This is a genomic window from Micromonospora sp. NPDC005707, assembly GCF_040631005.1.
In the GTDB taxonomy this organism is placed as follows: Bacteria; Actinomycetota; Actinomycetes; order Mycobacteriales; family Micromonosporaceae; genus Micromonospora.
The window spans coordinates 29037-42875 of the sequence record NZ_JBEXYR010000012.1; the positions used below are offsets into that span (position 1 = coordinate 29037).

The following is a 13839-nucleotide window of genomic DNA, read 5'->3' on the forward strand; positions in this document are numbered from 1 at the left end:
TCACGTGCGCGGCCCACGCCGTGCGCCGCCACCGGAAGGAGAGACCTGTGGTCAAGCCGCAGCAGGAGGAACTGCGCCGCAACGACAAGGGCGCGACCAGCCAGGACAGCCGGGAACTCATTCCCCAGGCCGGGAGCAGGGGGCCGCACGGCAAGGGCGGCAGCTCGAACGCGGACGTGGGGCGGCCGGTACCGAAGGGACAGGTGTCGCCGTACGGCCCGGCCGGCGAGCCGGTGGCCGACGACGAGAGCGACCGGCACGGCTGATCAACCCTGCCGTGACGCCGGCCGCAGCCTCCGCCAGGTGGCTGCGGCCGCCGCTCCGTACGCTAGGTGGGGCACCACGTCCGACAGCCAGTCCTTGCTGCTCCACGTCCGCGGGTCGCTGATGCGCAGCGCGGCCAGCGAACCGTCGGACGTGGCCATCACCCCGCCGCCGAGCATCCCCACGGCCAGCGGCAGCGGGACCCGGCGGCGGGCGGCCAGCACGCCGAACAGCGCGCCGGCGGCGATGCCCGTGCCGTAGCCGATGACGGGCCCGAGGCCGGAGCGGCGGTTCGCCGCCTTCTCCCCGGGCCCGAGGTCCACGTGGGCCGCGTCGGCCAGCTTGCCGGCGGTCTGCTCGGGTGTGCTGCTCGCGGGGCGTCCGCGCAGCGCCATGTCCAGGAAGCTGACGACGTTCAACGCGGCGCTGCCGACGGCGCCCGCAATGGCGCCGTCGACCACGGGAGCGGCCCTCACTTCGGGTCGCCCGGTTCGCGCTCGCCCTTGGGCCCGAACGTCCGTTCGCCCCGTACGATGCCCCGCTGGCCGCGGTCGTCCTGGAGGGTCCGGTTCGCGACCTGGTTCGCCTCCTGGTCGGCGGCCCGCCCGGACTGCTCGATGAGATCGCGCAGCCGCGCGCGTTCCTTGTCGTACGCGTTGCTCCCCGGCCGTGGTCCTGGCATCGCTGCCTCCTCCGGTCGCTGTGGCTGACCGTACGGTCTACCCGCCGGGGCCCCGGCCAACCGTTCAGTCGGGGGCGCGGACGACCGCCACCGGACAGTCGGCGCGGTGCAGGACCGCCTGGCTCACCGAGCCGAGCAGCAGGCCGGTCAGCTCGCCCCGGCCCCGCCGGCCGACGACCAGCAGCTGGGCCTCGCGGGACGCGTCGACGAGCGCGGCGGCCGGCCGCGCGTGCACCACGGCCCGGGTGACCGGCACGTCGGGCCGGCGCTCGGCCAGGCCGGTCAGCGAGTCGGCCAGCACCCGGTCCTCCTCGCCGCGCAGCTCGCTCTCCTCGTACACCAGGGGTTGCATGTCGCCGGGCCCGGCGGAGGCCGGGTGGGTGTAGGCGTGCACGGTGTGCAGCCGGGTGTCCCGGAGCGCGGCCTCCTCGGCGGCGAAGTCCACCGCGGCGCGGGACAGTGTGGAGCCGTCCACCCCGACCACCACGGGGCCGGTCGGGCGTGCCGTGCCGCGGGCCACCAGCACCGGGCAGTCGGCGTAGGAGGCGACCTGGATCGCGACCGAGCCGACCACCAGGGAGGCGAAACCGCCCAGGCCGCGGTCGCCCAGCACGATCATCGTGGCGGCCGGGGACTCGCCGAGCAGCACCGCCGCGGCCTCCCCGTCGATGATCTCGCCGGAGACCCGCAGCCCGGGCGCGGCCGACCCGGCCGCGGCGACCGCCGCGGCGACCAGCTCCTCGGCCTGGTGCCGCAGGCCGCCGCCGGGTGGTGCCCCCGCCGGCGCCGACACGGGTACGCGCAGCAGCGGCCAGATGAAGCCGTGCACCACCCGCAGCGGCCGCTGTCGCCGGGCCGCCTCCTGCGCCGCCAGCCGCACGGCCCGGCGCGACGGCTCCGAACCGTCCACACCGACCACCACCGCCGCGCCGTTAGCCGAGTTCACGCCGTGCCCTCCTCGCCGTCGGCGCCCGCGGCCAGTATCGCGGCAGCCGGGGCGTCGCCGAGGCGATACCGCGCGAGCCGACCCGTGGGTACGCTGGCGACCGTCGCCGGAGAAAGGGAGCCTCTTCGATGGCCGAGCCCGACCAGCCGAGCACCGCCCGCATGATCGACCACTGGCTCGGGGGCGCGCACCACCATCCGGTCGACGTGGCCGCGGCCGGCGCCTTCGAGGGCGCGTACGGGCCGTGCGCGGAGATCTTCCGTTCGCTGCGCGACTTCCTCGGCCGGGCGGTCCGGGCGATCGCCGACGCCGGGGTGGACAACTTCCTGGTCTTCGGGGCGGGCGTGCCCACCTGCGGGAACGTGCACGAGGTGGCCCCGGACGCCACCGTGCTCTACACGGACGTGGACCCGGTGACGGTCCGGCTGGGCCAGCGCCTGCTGGCCGACAGCGACCGCGCCGGCTACGGCTACGGCGACGCCACCGACATCGGCACCGTCGATCCGGCCCAGCTGCACCGGTTCGTGCCGGGGTGGGGGAGGAGACCGGTCGGGGTGGTCTTCCTCGGGCTGGCCGCGTTCCTCGACGACGACACGCTCGCCCGCACCCTCGACGAGCTGTACGAGGCGGTCGCGCCGGGCAGCTTCCTGGCGATCGACTTCGACGGCGAGGAGCTCGCGGCGTATCCGGAGGCACTGGCCATGATGGGGCCGGCGTTCCGGATGCGGGCGCCCGCGCGGTTCGGGCCGCTGCTGGGCCGCTGGCAGCCGACGGCCGACGGTATCGTGCCGGTGGCGCAATGGCGGCCGGCCGGCGTCCCGGAGCCGGTGCCGGACGCGTTCTACGGCGCGCTGGCGGTCAAGCCGGCCGACTGAGGCGAGCCGTCCGCCCGCGATCGGCGCCGCGACAGGCGCAGGTCGGAGCCGGCGCGTACCGGTGTCGGCGCGCCTCCGTATGATGCTTGCCCTACAGCAATAGTCGCCATCGGAGGATGTCAGCATGCCGGACGCGTCCGGAGCGGTGTCGCGCGCCCTGCGCGCCGCGCCCCCCGACCAGTTGGCGGAGGCCGCCGACGCGGCGCTCCGCCGGGTGCTCGACGCGTCGCGGACCGAGGTGTTCGTCGCCGACTACCGGTTCACCGGCCTCTGGCCGGTACTGGACCCGGAGCTGCCCGAGGGCGGCTTCCTCGCCTGCCAGGGCGTCGCGCAGCGCTGCTTCAGCAGCCAGCAGCCGGTGCTGGACATCGCCGAGAACGGCCGGTGCCGGGCCTACCTGCCGCTGTCGGCGTGGGGGGAGCGGCTGGGTGTGCTGATGGTCGAGCTGCCGGCCGCACCGGACTCCGCCACGGTGGAGGCGGCCCGGGACGCCGCGGGCGAACTGGCGGTGGCGCTGCGGGCGGCGGACCGGGAGACCGACCGCTACCGGCGCGCGCGCCGCCGGGAACGGCTCACCATGGCCGCCGAGATGCAGTGGGACCTGCTGCCCGGGCGCAGCGTCACGCACGGCGACTACGTGCTGGCCGGGCAGCTCGAACCGGCGTACACGGTGGGCGGGGACCACTTCGACTGGTCGGTCGACGGCGACCGGCTCACCGTCACGGTGCTCAACGGCGCCGGCAACGGGCTGGCCGCCGCGCTGCTCACGGCGGTGACCGTCAACGCGATGCGCAACGCGCGACGCTCCGGCGGCAGCCTGGTGGAGCAGGCCGAGCTGGCGTCGGACACCATCTTCTACCAGCACCGGGGGAGCCGGCACGTGGCCACGCTGCTGCTGGAGCTGGACAACCGGCGGGGCGTGGTGCGGGCCGTGGACGCCGGCTCGCCGCACGTGCTGCGCCTGCGCGGCGGGACCGTCACGCCGATCGCACTGGAGCAGCAACTGCCGCTGGGCATGTTCGCCGAGACCCGCTACGACGTGCAGGAGTTCGCCGTGGAGCCGGGGGACCGGCTCTTCGTGGTCAGCGACGGGGTCTACGCGGCCGAGCCGGCCGGCCTGGAGCCGTACGGGGACCGGGCCATGGCGCGCGCCATGCGGTCCACTCGGCTGCAGCCGGCGACCGAGGCAGTTGGTACGGTGATGCGCGAACTGCACGCGTACCACGCCGACGCGGACCTCCGCGACGACGCGGTCGTCGTTTGCCTGGACTGGCGCGGTTCCCGCCCGCCGGACGGCGACGTCGGCGGGCGGTGACGGACCGGCGGGGGAACACGAGCGGGACGATCGCAGGGGACACCGGGTGGAGCGACCTCCGAATCTTGCCGCGGCCATCGATGCGGCGGCCGAGGCGCTCATCGGTGTGCTCGACTCCGCCACCTCCCGGCACGCCGTCGGCGTCTCGCCGACCCAGCTGCGGGTGCTGTCGCTGATCATGGCGCACCCGCGCACGAACGTGAACCGGCTGGCCGAGCTGCTCGACGTGGTGCCCTCCTCGGCGAGCCGGCTCTGTGACCGGCTGGAGGCCGTCGGCCTGCTGCGCCGGGCGGCCGACCCACGGGACCGGCGCGAGGTGCGCCTGATCCCCACCGCCGCGGCGGAGACCCTGCTGCGGGAGCTCACGGAGCGGCGGCACCATGCGGTCCAGGCGGTGCTGGACCGCATGCCCAACCGGGTGCAGCACGAGCTGCTGCTGGCGTTGTTGGCGTTCGGTCAGGCCGCGTCGATGAGCACTCCGCAGGCCGCCGCCGACTCCACGGCCCGCACCGCCTGACCCCACCCGGGCCCAGCCCGCCTCGGCGCGCCCACCGCATTCAGCTAGTATCCTAGGATGCCCTAGCGGTGGTGTGGCGCCGCACACACCGCGGAGCTGAGCACCAGCGCGGCGCGGGGCCCGGAGCGGGCCGGGGGAGCCCGATATAGTGGCAGCGCAACTGGCCGGCCCATGATCGACGCGATCCTGGGCCGCGAGGGGGAGGTCCCAGCCCGGGATCGCAGAGGGCGCCGGCGTCTGACCGGCCGGCAACGCGCACGTTCCCGCGGCGGTCGTTCACTCGGCCGCCGGACCGTGCTGCGAAGGGAGGTTCGGTGTCGCGTCGGCCGGCTCCATCGGAGCACCCGGCTACCGGCGGTGCGGCGGAGGTCGTGGGGGACCGTGTCCTCACCCTGCCGAACCTGATCAGCTTCGTCCGGCTCGTCGGTGTCCCGCTCTTCCTCTACCTGTTCCTGGTGGTCAAGGCCGACGTGGCCGCCATCGTGGTGCTGGCGATCGGCGGCACCAGCGACTGGGTGGACGGCTGGATCGCGCGCCGCCTCCACCAGGTCAGCCGGTTGGGCGAGCTGCTCGACCCGCTCGCCGACCGGCTCTACATCCTGGCCACGCTGCTGGCGTTCACCGCACGCGAGATCGTGCCGTGGCAGTTCACCGGCGCGCTGCTGGCCCGCGAGCTGCTGCTGCTCGGCTCGCTGGGTGTGCTGCGCCGCTACGGCTACGGCCCGCCGCCGGTGCACTACGTGGGCAAGACCGCCACGTTCCTCCTGCTGGCCGCGTTCCCGATCCTGCTGCTGGCGTCCGCCGCCGAGAGCGTCGCCACCGCGGCGGGCGCGATCGGGTGGGGGTTGGCCTGGTGGGGCCTGGTGCTCTACTGGGTGGCCGGCGCGATGTACGTGGTGCAGGCCGCCCGCCTGGTCCGGGCGCGGCGCGCGGGAGCGGCGGCATGACGGTGGCGCGGCCGGGCGACGGCGACCGCGACCGCGACCCGTCGGCGCGGGTGTACGCGCCGGACTTCCTCACCGACCTGTTCCGCAACCCCCTCGATCCGGGTTACGGCGACGCGGCGGCCCGGCGCGCCACCGTGCCGCCGTCACGGCTGCGGCGGGTGCTGGCGCGGCCGGTGAGCGTGGTGGTGCTGTTGGTGATCGGGTTCCTGTTCGCGGTGGCCTACCGGGAGACGATGGCGGAGGAGCCGGGCCGGGCGAAGGCGCGGGCCGGGCTGATCGCCGAGATCAAGCAGCGGGAGGCCGAGACGGACCGGTTGACCGCGCGGGCGGACCAGCTGCGCGAGGAGGTCGGCCGGCAGCGGGACGCGGCGTTGAGCGGGTCGCAGGCGTCGCGGCTGCGCAACCTGGAGGCGGGCACGGGCCTGGGCCGGGTGCGCGGTGACGGTGTGGTGGTGCGCCTGGCGGACGCGCCGCGGGATCAGGACGCGGTGACCGGTGCGGACGCGGGGCCCTCGCGGGTGTTGTACTCCGACCTGCAGAAGGTGGCGAACGCGCTGTGGGCGGCGGGCGCGGAGGCGGTGGCCATCAACGGGCAGCGGTTGACGGCGACGTCGACGATCCGCCAGGCGGGAGAGGCGATCCTGGTGGACTACCGGCCGGTGACGGGTCCGTACGAGGTGTCGGCGATCGGGCCGGGCTCGATGCGGAAGCGGTTCGACGGCAGTGAGGCGGCGGAGCTGATGCGTTACGTGGCGCGGACGAACGGGTTGACGTTCGGAGTGAAGAACGCGGACAACCTCACCCTGCCGGCGGCTCCGGAGCCACGGCTACGCTACGCCGAGCCTTCGGTGAGTCCGAGCCCGTCGGGTTCGGGTGTCGCCGGTTCGGCACGTCCCGGGCCGTCCGGTCCGGAGACCTCTTCCAGCCCCTCCGGAGGTGGCCGATGATCGCGGTGCTGGCGTTGCTCGCCGGTGTGGTGCTCGGGGTGTATCTGGATCCCACGGTGCCCGCGGCGTTGCAGCCGTACCTGCCGATCGCCGTGGTGGCGGCGCTCGACGCCGTGTTCGGCGGGGTGCGGGCGAAGCTGGACCGGATCTTCGACGACAAGCAGTTCGTGGTGTCGTTCATCTCGAACGTGCTGGTGGCGGGTCTGATCGTGTACCTGGGTGACCAGTTGGGGGTGGGCGGTCAGTTGTCCACCGGTGTGGTGGTCGTGCTCGGGGTGCGCATCTTCGGAAACGTGGCGGCGATCCGCCGGCACCTGTTCCGGGCGTAGGTTTGTGGCGATGAGCGAGGAGCACAGGGAGACGGGCACGGGTTGGCCGCAGCCGGCGGAGCCGGAGCGGCCGGCGGGGCCGGCCGGTGAGCCGGATCCGCGCCCGGACGCGCCGGATCCGGACGAGTTGAGCCCGTTGGCGCCGGCCGGACCGGTGGAGCAGGAGGACGTGCCGTCGCCGGCGGAGGAGCCGGGGGCGTCGAGCGAGGTCGCGGCCGCCGACGGTGGTGCGGCGGAGGCGAAGCCGGTGCCGGTGTCGCGGCGGTTGACGTCGGCGGGCGCGATGATCGCGGTGTTGCTGGCGTTGCTGGGTTTCACCCTTGTGGTGCAGTTGAAGACGACGTCGACGGATCCGACCCTCGCGGCGACGCGGGAGGAGGACCTGGTTCGGATCTCGTCGGATCTGGATTCGCGGGAGCGGCGGCTGCGGCAGGACATCGAGGCGTTGGAGGAGAGCCAGCGGCAGTTGCGGTCGGGTGAGCAGGGTCGGCAGGCGGCGCTGGAGGAGGCGACGCGGCGGGCGGACGAGCTGGGCATCCTGGCGGGCACGTTGCCGGCGGTGGGGCCGGGTCTGTCGGTGCGGTTCGCGGGTCCGGACAAGGCGGTCTCGGCGGCGCGGATCCTGGACGCGGTGCAGGAGTTGCGGGGTGCGGGCGCGGAGGCCATGCAGATCGCGGGCTCGGACGGTACGGCGGTGCGGATCATCGCGTCGACGTATTTCGTGGATGGGCCGGGTGGTGGTCTGGTGGTGGACGGGCGGCGGTTGAGCGGCCCGTTCGTGATCTTGGTCATCGGTGATCCGCCGACGCTGCGTACGGCGTTGAACATTCCCGGCGGGGTGGTCGCATCGGTGGAGGAGGACGGCGGTAACGTGACGCCGGAGGACAGTGAGGCTGTGGAGGTTTCGCAGCTGCACGCGCCGATCAAGCTGGAACACGCCCGGCCGGTCTCCTGACCGGTCGCGGCCGCGCCGGTTTCCCCCCGGTGCACCGATGACGAAGGACGCAGCTGGTGATTCCTGAGGATCTGCGGTACACCGCCGAGCACGAGTGGGTGGCTGGTGGGGACGGCGGCGCCGTCCGGATCGGCATCACGCACTTCGCGCAGGACGCCCTGGGTGACATCGTGTTCGTCCAGTTGCCGGACGAGGGCGCGGTGGTGGCGGCGGGTGAGTCGCTGGGTGAGATCGAGTCGACGAAGAGCGTGTCGGAGATCTACGCGCCGTTGAGCGGCACGGTGGCGGCGCGCAACGAGGCGTTGGCCGACACCCCTGAGGTGATCAACACGGATCCGTACGGTGCGGGGTGGTTGGTGGAGATCACTCCGGATGATCCGGCCGCGGTCGAGGGTTTGTTGACCGCTGGTGCGTACCGCGAGCTCACCGAGAGCTGAGTTCGTGCGTTCCGGGCGGCGGGCTCGTGTCCGCGCGTCCGGTTGCCCTGTTTTTCGGCGCTGGCTAGGCTCGCCCAGTTGACCGAGAACCAATAGTTTGAGCGTTGCGGAATGCGCCTTCCCGGCACGGGGAGCCAGCCGCCGGGTGTGGGTATGCCCGGCGGCCAGACCCGCCATTGCCCGACGCCGACCGAAACAGATCCGTGAGGTGGTCCCCATGACGCGCCCAGACGACGAGTTCCCCCCGCTCGACGTCACTTCGACGCTCAATCTCGGTTCGCTCGACGAAGTGCTGGAGGGTCCGGACACCGATGTGGTGCCGAGCCGCATGTCCGGCTCGTTGCCGCCCGGGATGGCGTTGCTGGTGGTTCGCCGGGGTCCGAACGCGGGCGCCCGGTTCCTGTTGGACCACGATGTGACGACGAGCGGCCGGCACCCGGACAGTGACATCTTCCTCGACGACGTGACGGTGTCGCGGCGGCACGCGGAGTTCCACCGGGACGGTGGCACGTTCACGGTGCGGGACGTGGGCAGCCTGAACGGCACGTACGTGAACCGGGAGCGGGTCGAGGCGGCGACGCTGAGCAACGGCGACGAGGTGCAGATCGGCAAGTTCCGGGTGGTGTTCATCGCCGGTCCGCGTCCGGAGGAGGCCGGCCGGGGGTGAACGGGCCTGCGGCTTCGACGTCGCCCGGGGCGGCGAACGATCCGCCGCGCTCATCCGCGATGCCGCTGATGAGCATCGGCGAGGTGCTGGCGCAGTTGCGGGTGGAGTTTCCGGACGTCACGATCTCGAAGTTGCGGTTCCTGGAGGCCGAGGGCCTGGTGGAGCCGGAGCGGACGCCGGCGGGGTACCGGAAGTTCAGCTGGGACGACGTGGCGCGGTTGCGGTTCGTGTTGACCGCGCAGCGGGACCAGTACCTGCCGTTGCGGGTGATCCGGGACCAGTTGGCGGAGTGGGATTCGTCGGGTGCGGCGCCGGGGCGGCAGCGGCCGAATCTGGTGGCGGTGGGTCCCGGTGGTGAGGTGCCGGGTCGGGATGCGGCGGAGCCCGCCGAGTCGTCGTCGGAGATGCGGCTGGGTCGGGCGGAGCTGATCTCGCGCAGCGGTGTCGACGAGTCGACGTTGGCCGAGTTGGAGCGGCTCGGTGTGCTGGTGTCGGATCCGCCGGGCTGGTACGACGCGGACGCGTTGATCATCGCGCGGGCGGTGGCGGGTCTGGCGGCGTACGGCTTGGAGCCGCGGCACCTGCGGGCGTACCGGACGGCGGCGGACCGGGAGGTCGGTCTGTTCGCGCAGTTGGTGGCGCCGCTGGCGCGGCAGTCGGATCCGGCGGCGCGGGCGCGGGCGGCGGAGACGGCGCGGGAGTTGGTGGCGTTGTCGCAGCAGTTGCACGCGGCGTTGGTGCGGGTGGGGCTGCGGTCGACGTTGGGTCGGTGAGGTGGTGGGGGCCGGGTGTCGTGGGGGCGCCCGGCCTTCGTCGTGCGTGGGCGCGGAAAGATCTGTTCCGGGAAGCGTGTCGTAGGCTTGCCGGGGTAACCCGTTGCGGCGAGGCGTGGTGCACGTAGCGGATGGGACTCCCGTGTCGCGGTCCGTGTACCGTGCAGGGAAGGGCGCGGTGCGGGCGTAGGTGACAACGACACGGAGGCGGCGGTGCGCGAGCTGAGCGTGGTCGGAGTTCGGGTGGAGCTGCCCAGCAACCAGCCGATCGTCCTGCTGCGGGAGGTCGAGGGGGACCGCTATCTGCCGATCTGGATCGGCGCGGTCGAGGCGACGGCGATCGCCTACGAGCAGCAGGGTGTGAAGCCGGCGCGGCCGTTGACGCACGATCTGTTGCGGGATGTGCTGGCGGCGTTGCAGGCGCCGTTGCACGCGGTGGAGATCACCGAGTTGAAGGAGAACGTCTTCTACGCCGATCTGTTGATCGGTGACGGCGTTCGGGTGTCGGCGCGGCCGAGCGATTCGATCGCGTTGGCGTTGCGGGTCGGTGCGCCGATTCGTTGTGCCGAGCAGGTCCTCTCCGAGGCGGGGATCGTGATCCCGGACGAGCAGGAGGACGAGGTGGAGAAGTTCCGGGAGTTCCTGGAGCAGGTGCGTCCGGAGGATTTCGCGGGCTGAGGTGGCCGGCCGGTGGGCCGGTTCCGGTGCGGCGGCGGTTGTCACGGTGGGTGACGGCTGGCCGCCGTCGGTGATCTTCCGGTGGCGGTGCGGCGTGTCGCGGTGTCTCCTGCGGGTCAACGTCCGGTGCCGGCGCTAGGGTTGCGGTGTCGAGGGGTGCGCGCACGGGGAGACGGCGTGGCACCGCACGGGCGGGGAGGTTGTCCGGATGCACGAGCCGCGAGATCCTGGTCCGACTACGGAGCAGCTGCCCGACCCGGTCATTGACGGTGACGTGGGCTACCGGGGTGTGACCGCGTGTCACGCCGTCGGCATCAGTTACCGGCAGTTGGACTACTGGGCCCGGACGGGTCTGGTGGTGCCGAGCGTGCGGGACGCGTCCGGTTCGGGGACGTCCCGGTTGTACTCCTTCCGCGACCTGGTGGTGTTGAAGGTCGTGAAGCGGCTGTTGGACGCCGGGGTGTCGTTGCAGAACATCCGGAAGGCCATCGACGCGTTGCGGTCGCGCGGGGTGGAGGATCTGGCGGGCATCACGTTGATCTCGGACGGGACGACGGTGTACGAGTGCCGGTCGCCGGAGGAGGTCGTCGACCTGTTGCAGGGCGGCCAGGGGGTGTTCGGCATCGCGATCGGTGGCGCGTTCAAGGAGATCCAGGGTTCGCTGTCGCATCTGCCGGCGGAGCCGGTGGGTGGGCAGCCGGAGCCGGCGGCGCCGCCGGTGGAGGCGGAGTCCGAGTCGGTGGGTGACGAGTTGGCGGCGCGGCGTGCGCGCCGCCGCGCGGGCTGAGTCGCCCGTCACGGGTCTTCGGGGCCACGCCACGCCCAAAACGGGTACGGCGTGGTCCCTTTTTCGATCACAGGGCGTGTCGGCCGGTCGGCCGGGTGCGCCGGTTCCCGGGTGAGCACGGCCGCCGGCCGGGTGGGGCGACGGTGACGTGCGGAAACGGCACCTCGCTGGAGGGCCGGCCGGGGCTGTCCGAAAGGGACCGTCCACGGGATGCGGTGGAGGTGACATCCACCCAGCGTGGCGGTGCGCTCGCGTCCCGCGAGCGATTCGCCGGGGATGTTGACTGTCCGTGATCGACGGATGTCGGGAATCCGATAGGGCAGGGCTGAACCGTTTCGGCGGGCACGCTATGGTCCGACACGGTCGCTTGCGCGTGGCCGTTCGGTGGAGCCGGTGCGACGCGTGCGGGCTGCCCCTCCGCGGCGCTGGTCGCGTTGCCCCCCTCCCGGAAGGAACCACCATGACGGTGACCGAAGAGACCACCCCGATCTCCCACTACGAGCGCATCGGCGGCGCCGCCGCGGTGAAGGCCGCGGTGGAGCTGTTCTACGACAAGGTGCTGGCCGACCCAGACCTGGCCGGCTACTTCACCGACGTGAACATGCCCGAGCAGCGGCGGCACCTGGCGCTGATGCTCGCCGTGGTCCTCGGCGGCCCGAACGAGTACGCGGGCCGCGGCCTGGCCGAGGCGCACCAGCCGCTGAACATCCCCGTGGCGCACTACGTGAAGGTCGGCGAGCACCTGACCGCGACGCTGGTCGAGCTGGGGGTGCCGGCCGACGTGATCGCCGACGTGCACGTCGTGCTGGGTCAGGTCCAGGACCAGGTCGTGTCGTCGGGGAACGCCTGAGCGTGGACGCAGGGCGGCTCAAGCAGAGTTGGTCCCTGGTCGCCGCGCACGGCGACCAGGTCCCGCTCTACTTCTATTCGACACTGTTCCTGGCGCACCCGGAGACCCGGCAGATGTTCCCCACGAACATGGCCGGGCAGCGGGACCGCCTGGTGAACGCGCTGGGGCACATCGTGTCCCACGTGGACCAGGTGGACCAGCTCGTCGGGTTCCTCCAGGACCTCGGCGCGGACCACCGCAAGTTCGCGGTGCGCGCCGAGCACTATCCGGCGGTCGGTGAGGCGCTGCTCGCGACGCTGCGGCACTTCTCCGGCGAGGCGTGGACCGACGAGCTGGCCGCCGACTGGGCGGCCGCGTACGGGTTGGTCGCGCAGGTGATGATGGACTCGGCGCAGGCGGCGGAGACGAAGTCCCCACCGTGGTGGGTGGCGGAGATCCTCGGGCACGAGCGGCGCACGTTCGACGTGGCGGTGCTCACGCTGCGGCCGCAGTACCTGCTGCAGTTCACCCCGGGCCAGTCGATCGGGGTGTCGCACCCGGCGGTGCGGTCGTGGCGTTACTACTCGCCGGCGAACGCGCCGCGCCCCGACGGGACGCTGGAGCTGCACGTGCGGGCCGCGCCGGGCGGCGCGGTGTCGTCGCGGCTGGTGTACGGGTGCGCGGTGGGCGACCAGTTGCACCTGGCCGCGCCGGTGGGTGACCGGTTGACGTTGTGGCAGGCCGGCTCGTCGGATCTGCTGCTGCTGGCCGGTGGCACCGGCTGGGCGCCGGTGAAGTCCCTGCTGGAGCAGGTCGCCGCGGAGGGCGTGGGCCGCCGGGTGGACCTGTACGTGGGGGCCCGGTCCCGGCTGGAGTTCTACGACAGCGAGGCGATCGACAAGTTCGCCGCGTCGTACCCGTGGCTGCGGGTGACGTACGTGGCGGGCGCCGATCCGCGGCGGCCGGGCGAGTTCGTGCAGGTGGCCGACCAGGTCCTGGCCGACGGGGACTGGCGGTCGCGGCACGTGTACGTGTGCGGCTCCGACGAGATGGTGAGCCATTCGGTGGCGGCGCTGTCCAAGGCCGGCTACCAGCCGGGTCAGCTGCACCACGAGGGTTTCGGCAAGCACTGGTACGGGCCGGCCTTCCGGACGATGACCGCCCCTGACGATTCCGGAGGAGCTCGATGAGCGCGACCCCGATCAGCAGGTATGAGGGCCAGGTGACCCACGGTGTGGCGCAGGTGCGCCTCAGCGCCGACCGGGTGCGCCGGTGGGAGTTCGGGTCGGCGTCGTTCACCCGCCGCGGCTACGACCACGCCGACGTGGACCGGTTCCGGGTGCAGGTGGCCGACGAGCTGGATCTGCTGGCCACCCAGCTGGCGAATCTGCGGGCGGAGAACGAGCGGCTCAACGACCATCTGGAGCTGCACCGGCACGGGGTGATCCCGAGCGCCGACAACGGCGCGCCGACGCCGGCCGCGAAGGAGGTGAACCTGCTGTCGGCGGCGCAGCGGGAGGCCGAGCAGATCATCGCGCAGGCCCACGACTACGCCCGGCGGGTCGCCGAGTACGCCCGGATGCAGTACGAGAGCTACATGCAGGCCGCGGCGGAGGAGGCGAAGCAGGAGGCGGAGCGGGCGGTGACGGAGTACCGCAGCAACGCCGGGGTGAACTTCGACGACTCGGTGGCCACCCGGGAGGCGCTGCGGATCTTCGGCGAGATGATGATCTCGCACATGCAGGCGGCGGCCCGGCACCTGGACGACGGCAGCGAGCAGCTGTCGCGGACGATGGAGCGGATCGCCCGGGAGGTGCCCGCGGTCGGCGGTGGGCAGCCGCAGGTGGCGCTGCCCCGCCACCAGCGCTGAGCGGCGGCCCGGCCCACCGGG

19 protein-coding genes are annotated in these 13839 nt (G+C 73.0%); 16 read left to right on the forward strand and 3 right to left on the reverse strand.

Annotated features, from left to right (window positions below; translation table 11 throughout):
• Positions 1–47: 47 nt before the first annotated feature.
• Entirely contained in the window at positions 48–266 is a 219-nt protein-coding gene (locus ABZ452_RS23040) for a hypothetical protein (protein ID WP_357946382.1), read from the forward strand.
• Here the strand turns inward: ABZ452_RS23040 and ABZ452_RS23045 are convergent, their stop codons facing one another.
• The 3 genes from ABZ452_RS23045 to ABZ452_RS23055 all read right to left on the reverse strand — a co-directional run bounded on the left by ABZ452_RS23045 (position 267) and on the right by ABZ452_RS23055 (position 1892).
• On the reverse strand, positions 267–740 hold the full coding sequence (locus ABZ452_RS23045) for a hypothetical protein (RefSeq protein ID WP_357946385.1): 474 nt from the start codon (positions 738–740) through the stop codon (positions 267–269).
• On the reverse strand, positions 737–946 hold the full coding sequence (locus tag ABZ452_RS23050) for a phosphatidylethanolamine-binding protein (protein ID WP_357946388.1): 210 nt from the start codon (positions 944–946) through the stop codon (positions 737–739). Before ABZ452_RS23050 ends, ABZ452_RS23045 begins: the two co-directional genes overlap by 4 nt.
• Positions 947–1010: 64 nt before the next feature.
• Positions 1011–1892: a universal stress protein gene (locus ABZ452_RS23055; RefSeq protein ID WP_357946390.1), complete on the reverse strand. Its 882-nt coding sequence runs from the start codon at positions 1890–1892 to the stop codon at positions 1011–1013.
• A 128-nt stretch (positions 1893–2020) separates the two neighbouring features.
• On the opposite strand from ABZ452_RS23055, the gene ABZ452_RS23060 reads away from it, so the two are divergent.
• From ABZ452_RS23060 to ABZ452_RS23130, 15 genes are all read left to right on the forward strand, one after another.
• On the forward strand, positions 2021–2767 hold the full coding sequence (locus ABZ452_RS23060; RefSeq protein ID WP_357946393.1) for an SAM-dependent methyltransferase: 747 nt from the start codon (positions 2021–2023) through the stop codon (positions 2765–2767).
• A 124-nt stretch (positions 2768–2891) separates the two neighbouring features.
• On the forward strand, positions 2892–4082 hold the full coding sequence (locus ABZ452_RS23065; protein WP_357946396.1) for a PP2C family protein-serine/threonine phosphatase: 1191 nt from the start codon (positions 2892–2894) through the stop codon (positions 4080–4082).
• A 46-nt stretch (positions 4083–4128) separates the two neighbouring features.
• Positions 4129–4599 carry a MarR family transcriptional regulator gene (locus ABZ452_RS23070; RefSeq protein WP_357946399.1) on the forward strand — a complete coding sequence of 157 codons (471 nt, stop codon included), beginning with the start codon at positions 4129–4131 and terminating at the stop codon, positions 4597–4599.
• A 371-nt stretch (positions 4600–4970) separates the two neighbouring features.
• The gene (locus ABZ452_RS23075; RefSeq protein WP_357946403.1) at positions 4971–5546 is read left to right on the forward strand and encodes a CDP-alcohol phosphatidyltransferase family protein; all 576 of its coding nucleotides are present in this window, start codon (positions 4971–4973) and stop codon (positions 5544–5546) included.
• Entirely contained in the window at positions 5543–6493 is a 951-nt protein-coding gene (locus tag ABZ452_RS23080; protein ID WP_357946405.1) for a DUF881 domain-containing protein, read from the forward strand. Before ABZ452_RS23075 ends, ABZ452_RS23080 begins: the two co-directional genes overlap by 4 nt.
• Positions 6490–6822 (forward strand): small basic family protein, encoded by a 333-nt coding sequence (locus tag ABZ452_RS23085; protein WP_007071104.1) that lies wholly within the window; start codon positions 6490–6492, stop codon positions 6820–6822. The genes ABZ452_RS23080 and ABZ452_RS23085 overlap by 4 nt, the downstream gene beginning before the upstream one ends.
• 10 nt (positions 6823–6832) lie before the next feature.
• Positions 6833–7777 (forward strand): DUF881 domain-containing protein, encoded by a 945-nt coding sequence (locus tag ABZ452_RS23090; protein WP_357946407.1) that lies wholly within the window; start codon positions 6833–6835, stop codon positions 7775–7777.
• Positions 7778–7833: 56 nt separating this feature from the next.
• Positions 7834–8214: a glycine cleavage system protein GcvH gene (gene gcvH / locus ABZ452_RS23095; protein ID WP_262284244.1), complete on the forward strand. Its 381-nt coding sequence runs from the start codon at positions 7834–7836 to the stop codon at positions 8212–8214.
• A 217-nt stretch (positions 8215–8431) separates the two neighbouring features.
• Positions 8432–8881: an FHA domain-containing protein gene (locus ABZ452_RS23100; RefSeq protein WP_046570336.1), complete on the forward strand. Its 450-nt coding sequence runs from the start codon at positions 8432–8434 to the stop codon at positions 8879–8881.
• A gap of 68 nt (positions 8882–8949) precedes the next feature.
• Positions 8950–9654: a MerR family transcriptional regulator gene (locus ABZ452_RS23105; RefSeq protein WP_357946412.1), complete on the forward strand. Its 705-nt coding sequence runs from the start codon at positions 8950–8952 to the stop codon at positions 9652–9654.
• Between the two features lie 213 nt (positions 9655–9867).
• Positions 9868–10332 carry a bifunctional nuclease family protein gene (locus ABZ452_RS23110; RefSeq protein ID WP_355352396.1) on the forward strand — a complete coding sequence of 155 codons (465 nt, stop codon included), beginning with the start codon at positions 9868–9870 and terminating at the stop codon, positions 10330–10332.
• 208 nt (positions 10333–10540) lie between these two features.
• Positions 10541–11119 carry a MerR family transcriptional regulator gene (locus ABZ452_RS23115; protein WP_357946415.1) on the forward strand — a complete coding sequence of 193 codons (579 nt, stop codon included), beginning with the start codon at positions 10541–10543 and terminating at the stop codon, positions 11117–11119.
• Between the two features lie 460 nt (positions 11120–11579).
• Positions 11580–11969, forward strand: a complete 390-nt coding sequence (locus tag ABZ452_RS23120; RefSeq protein WP_355055689.1) for a group 1 truncated hemoglobin — start codon at positions 11580–11582, stop codon at positions 11967–11969.
• A 2-nt stretch (positions 11970–11971) separates the two neighbouring features.
• Positions 11972–13138, forward strand: coding sequence for a globin domain-containing protein (locus ABZ452_RS23125; RefSeq protein ID WP_357946417.1), 1167 nt, complete (start codon positions 11972–11974; stop codon positions 13136–13138).
• Entirely contained in the window at positions 13135–13818 is a 684-nt protein-coding gene (locus ABZ452_RS23130) for a cell division protein DivIVA (RefSeq protein WP_357946420.1), read from the forward strand. Before ABZ452_RS23125 ends, ABZ452_RS23130 begins: the two co-directional genes overlap by 4 nt.
• The last annotated feature ends 21 nt before the right edge of the window (positions 13819–13839 follow it).

Bases quoted from the DNA above. Each gene is read 5' to 3' on its own strand.
- ABZ452_RS23050 (WP_357946388.1), bottom strand. From the start codon at position 946: ATGCCAGGACCACGGCCGGGGAGCAACGCGTACGACAAGGAACGCGCG.
- ABZ452_RS23060 (WP_357946393.1), top strand. From the start codon at position 2,021: ATGGCCGAGCCCGACCAGCCGAGCACCGCCCGCATGATCGACCACTGG.
- ABZ452_RS23065 (WP_357946396.1), top strand. From the start codon at position 2,892: ATGCCGGACGCGTCCGGAGCGGTGTCGCGCGCCCTGCGCGCCGCGCCC.
- ABZ452_RS23080 (WP_357946405.1), top strand. From the start codon at position 5,543: ATGACGGTGGCGCGGCCGGGCGACGGCGACCGCGACCGCGACCCGTCG.
- ABZ452_RS23085 (WP_007071104.1), top strand. From the start codon at position 6,490: ATGATCGCGGTGCTGGCGTTGCTCGCCGGTGTGGTGCTCGGGGTGTAT.
- ABZ452_RS23090 (WP_357946407.1), top strand. From the start codon at position 6,833: ATGAGCGAGGAGCACAGGGAGACGGGCACGGGTTGGCCGCAGCCGGCG.
- ABZ452_RS23100 (WP_046570336.1), top strand. From the start codon at position 8,432: ATGACGCGCCCAGACGACGAGTTCCCCCCGCTCGACGTCACTTCGACG.
- ABZ452_RS23105 (WP_357946412.1), top strand. From the start codon at position 8,950: ATGAGCATCGGCGAGGTGCTGGCGCAGTTGCGGGTGGAGTTTCCGGAC.
- ABZ452_RS23115 (WP_357946415.1), top strand. From the start codon at position 10,541: ATGCACGAGCCGCGAGATCCTGGTCCGACTACGGAGCAGCTGCCCGAC.
- ABZ452_RS23120 (WP_355055689.1), top strand. From the start codon at position 11,580: ATGACGGTGACCGAAGAGACCACCCCGATCTCCCACTACGAGCGCATC.
- ABZ452_RS23130 (WP_357946420.1), top strand. From the start codon at position 13,135: ATGAGCGCGACCCCGATCAGCAGGTATGAGGGCCAGGTGACCCACGGT.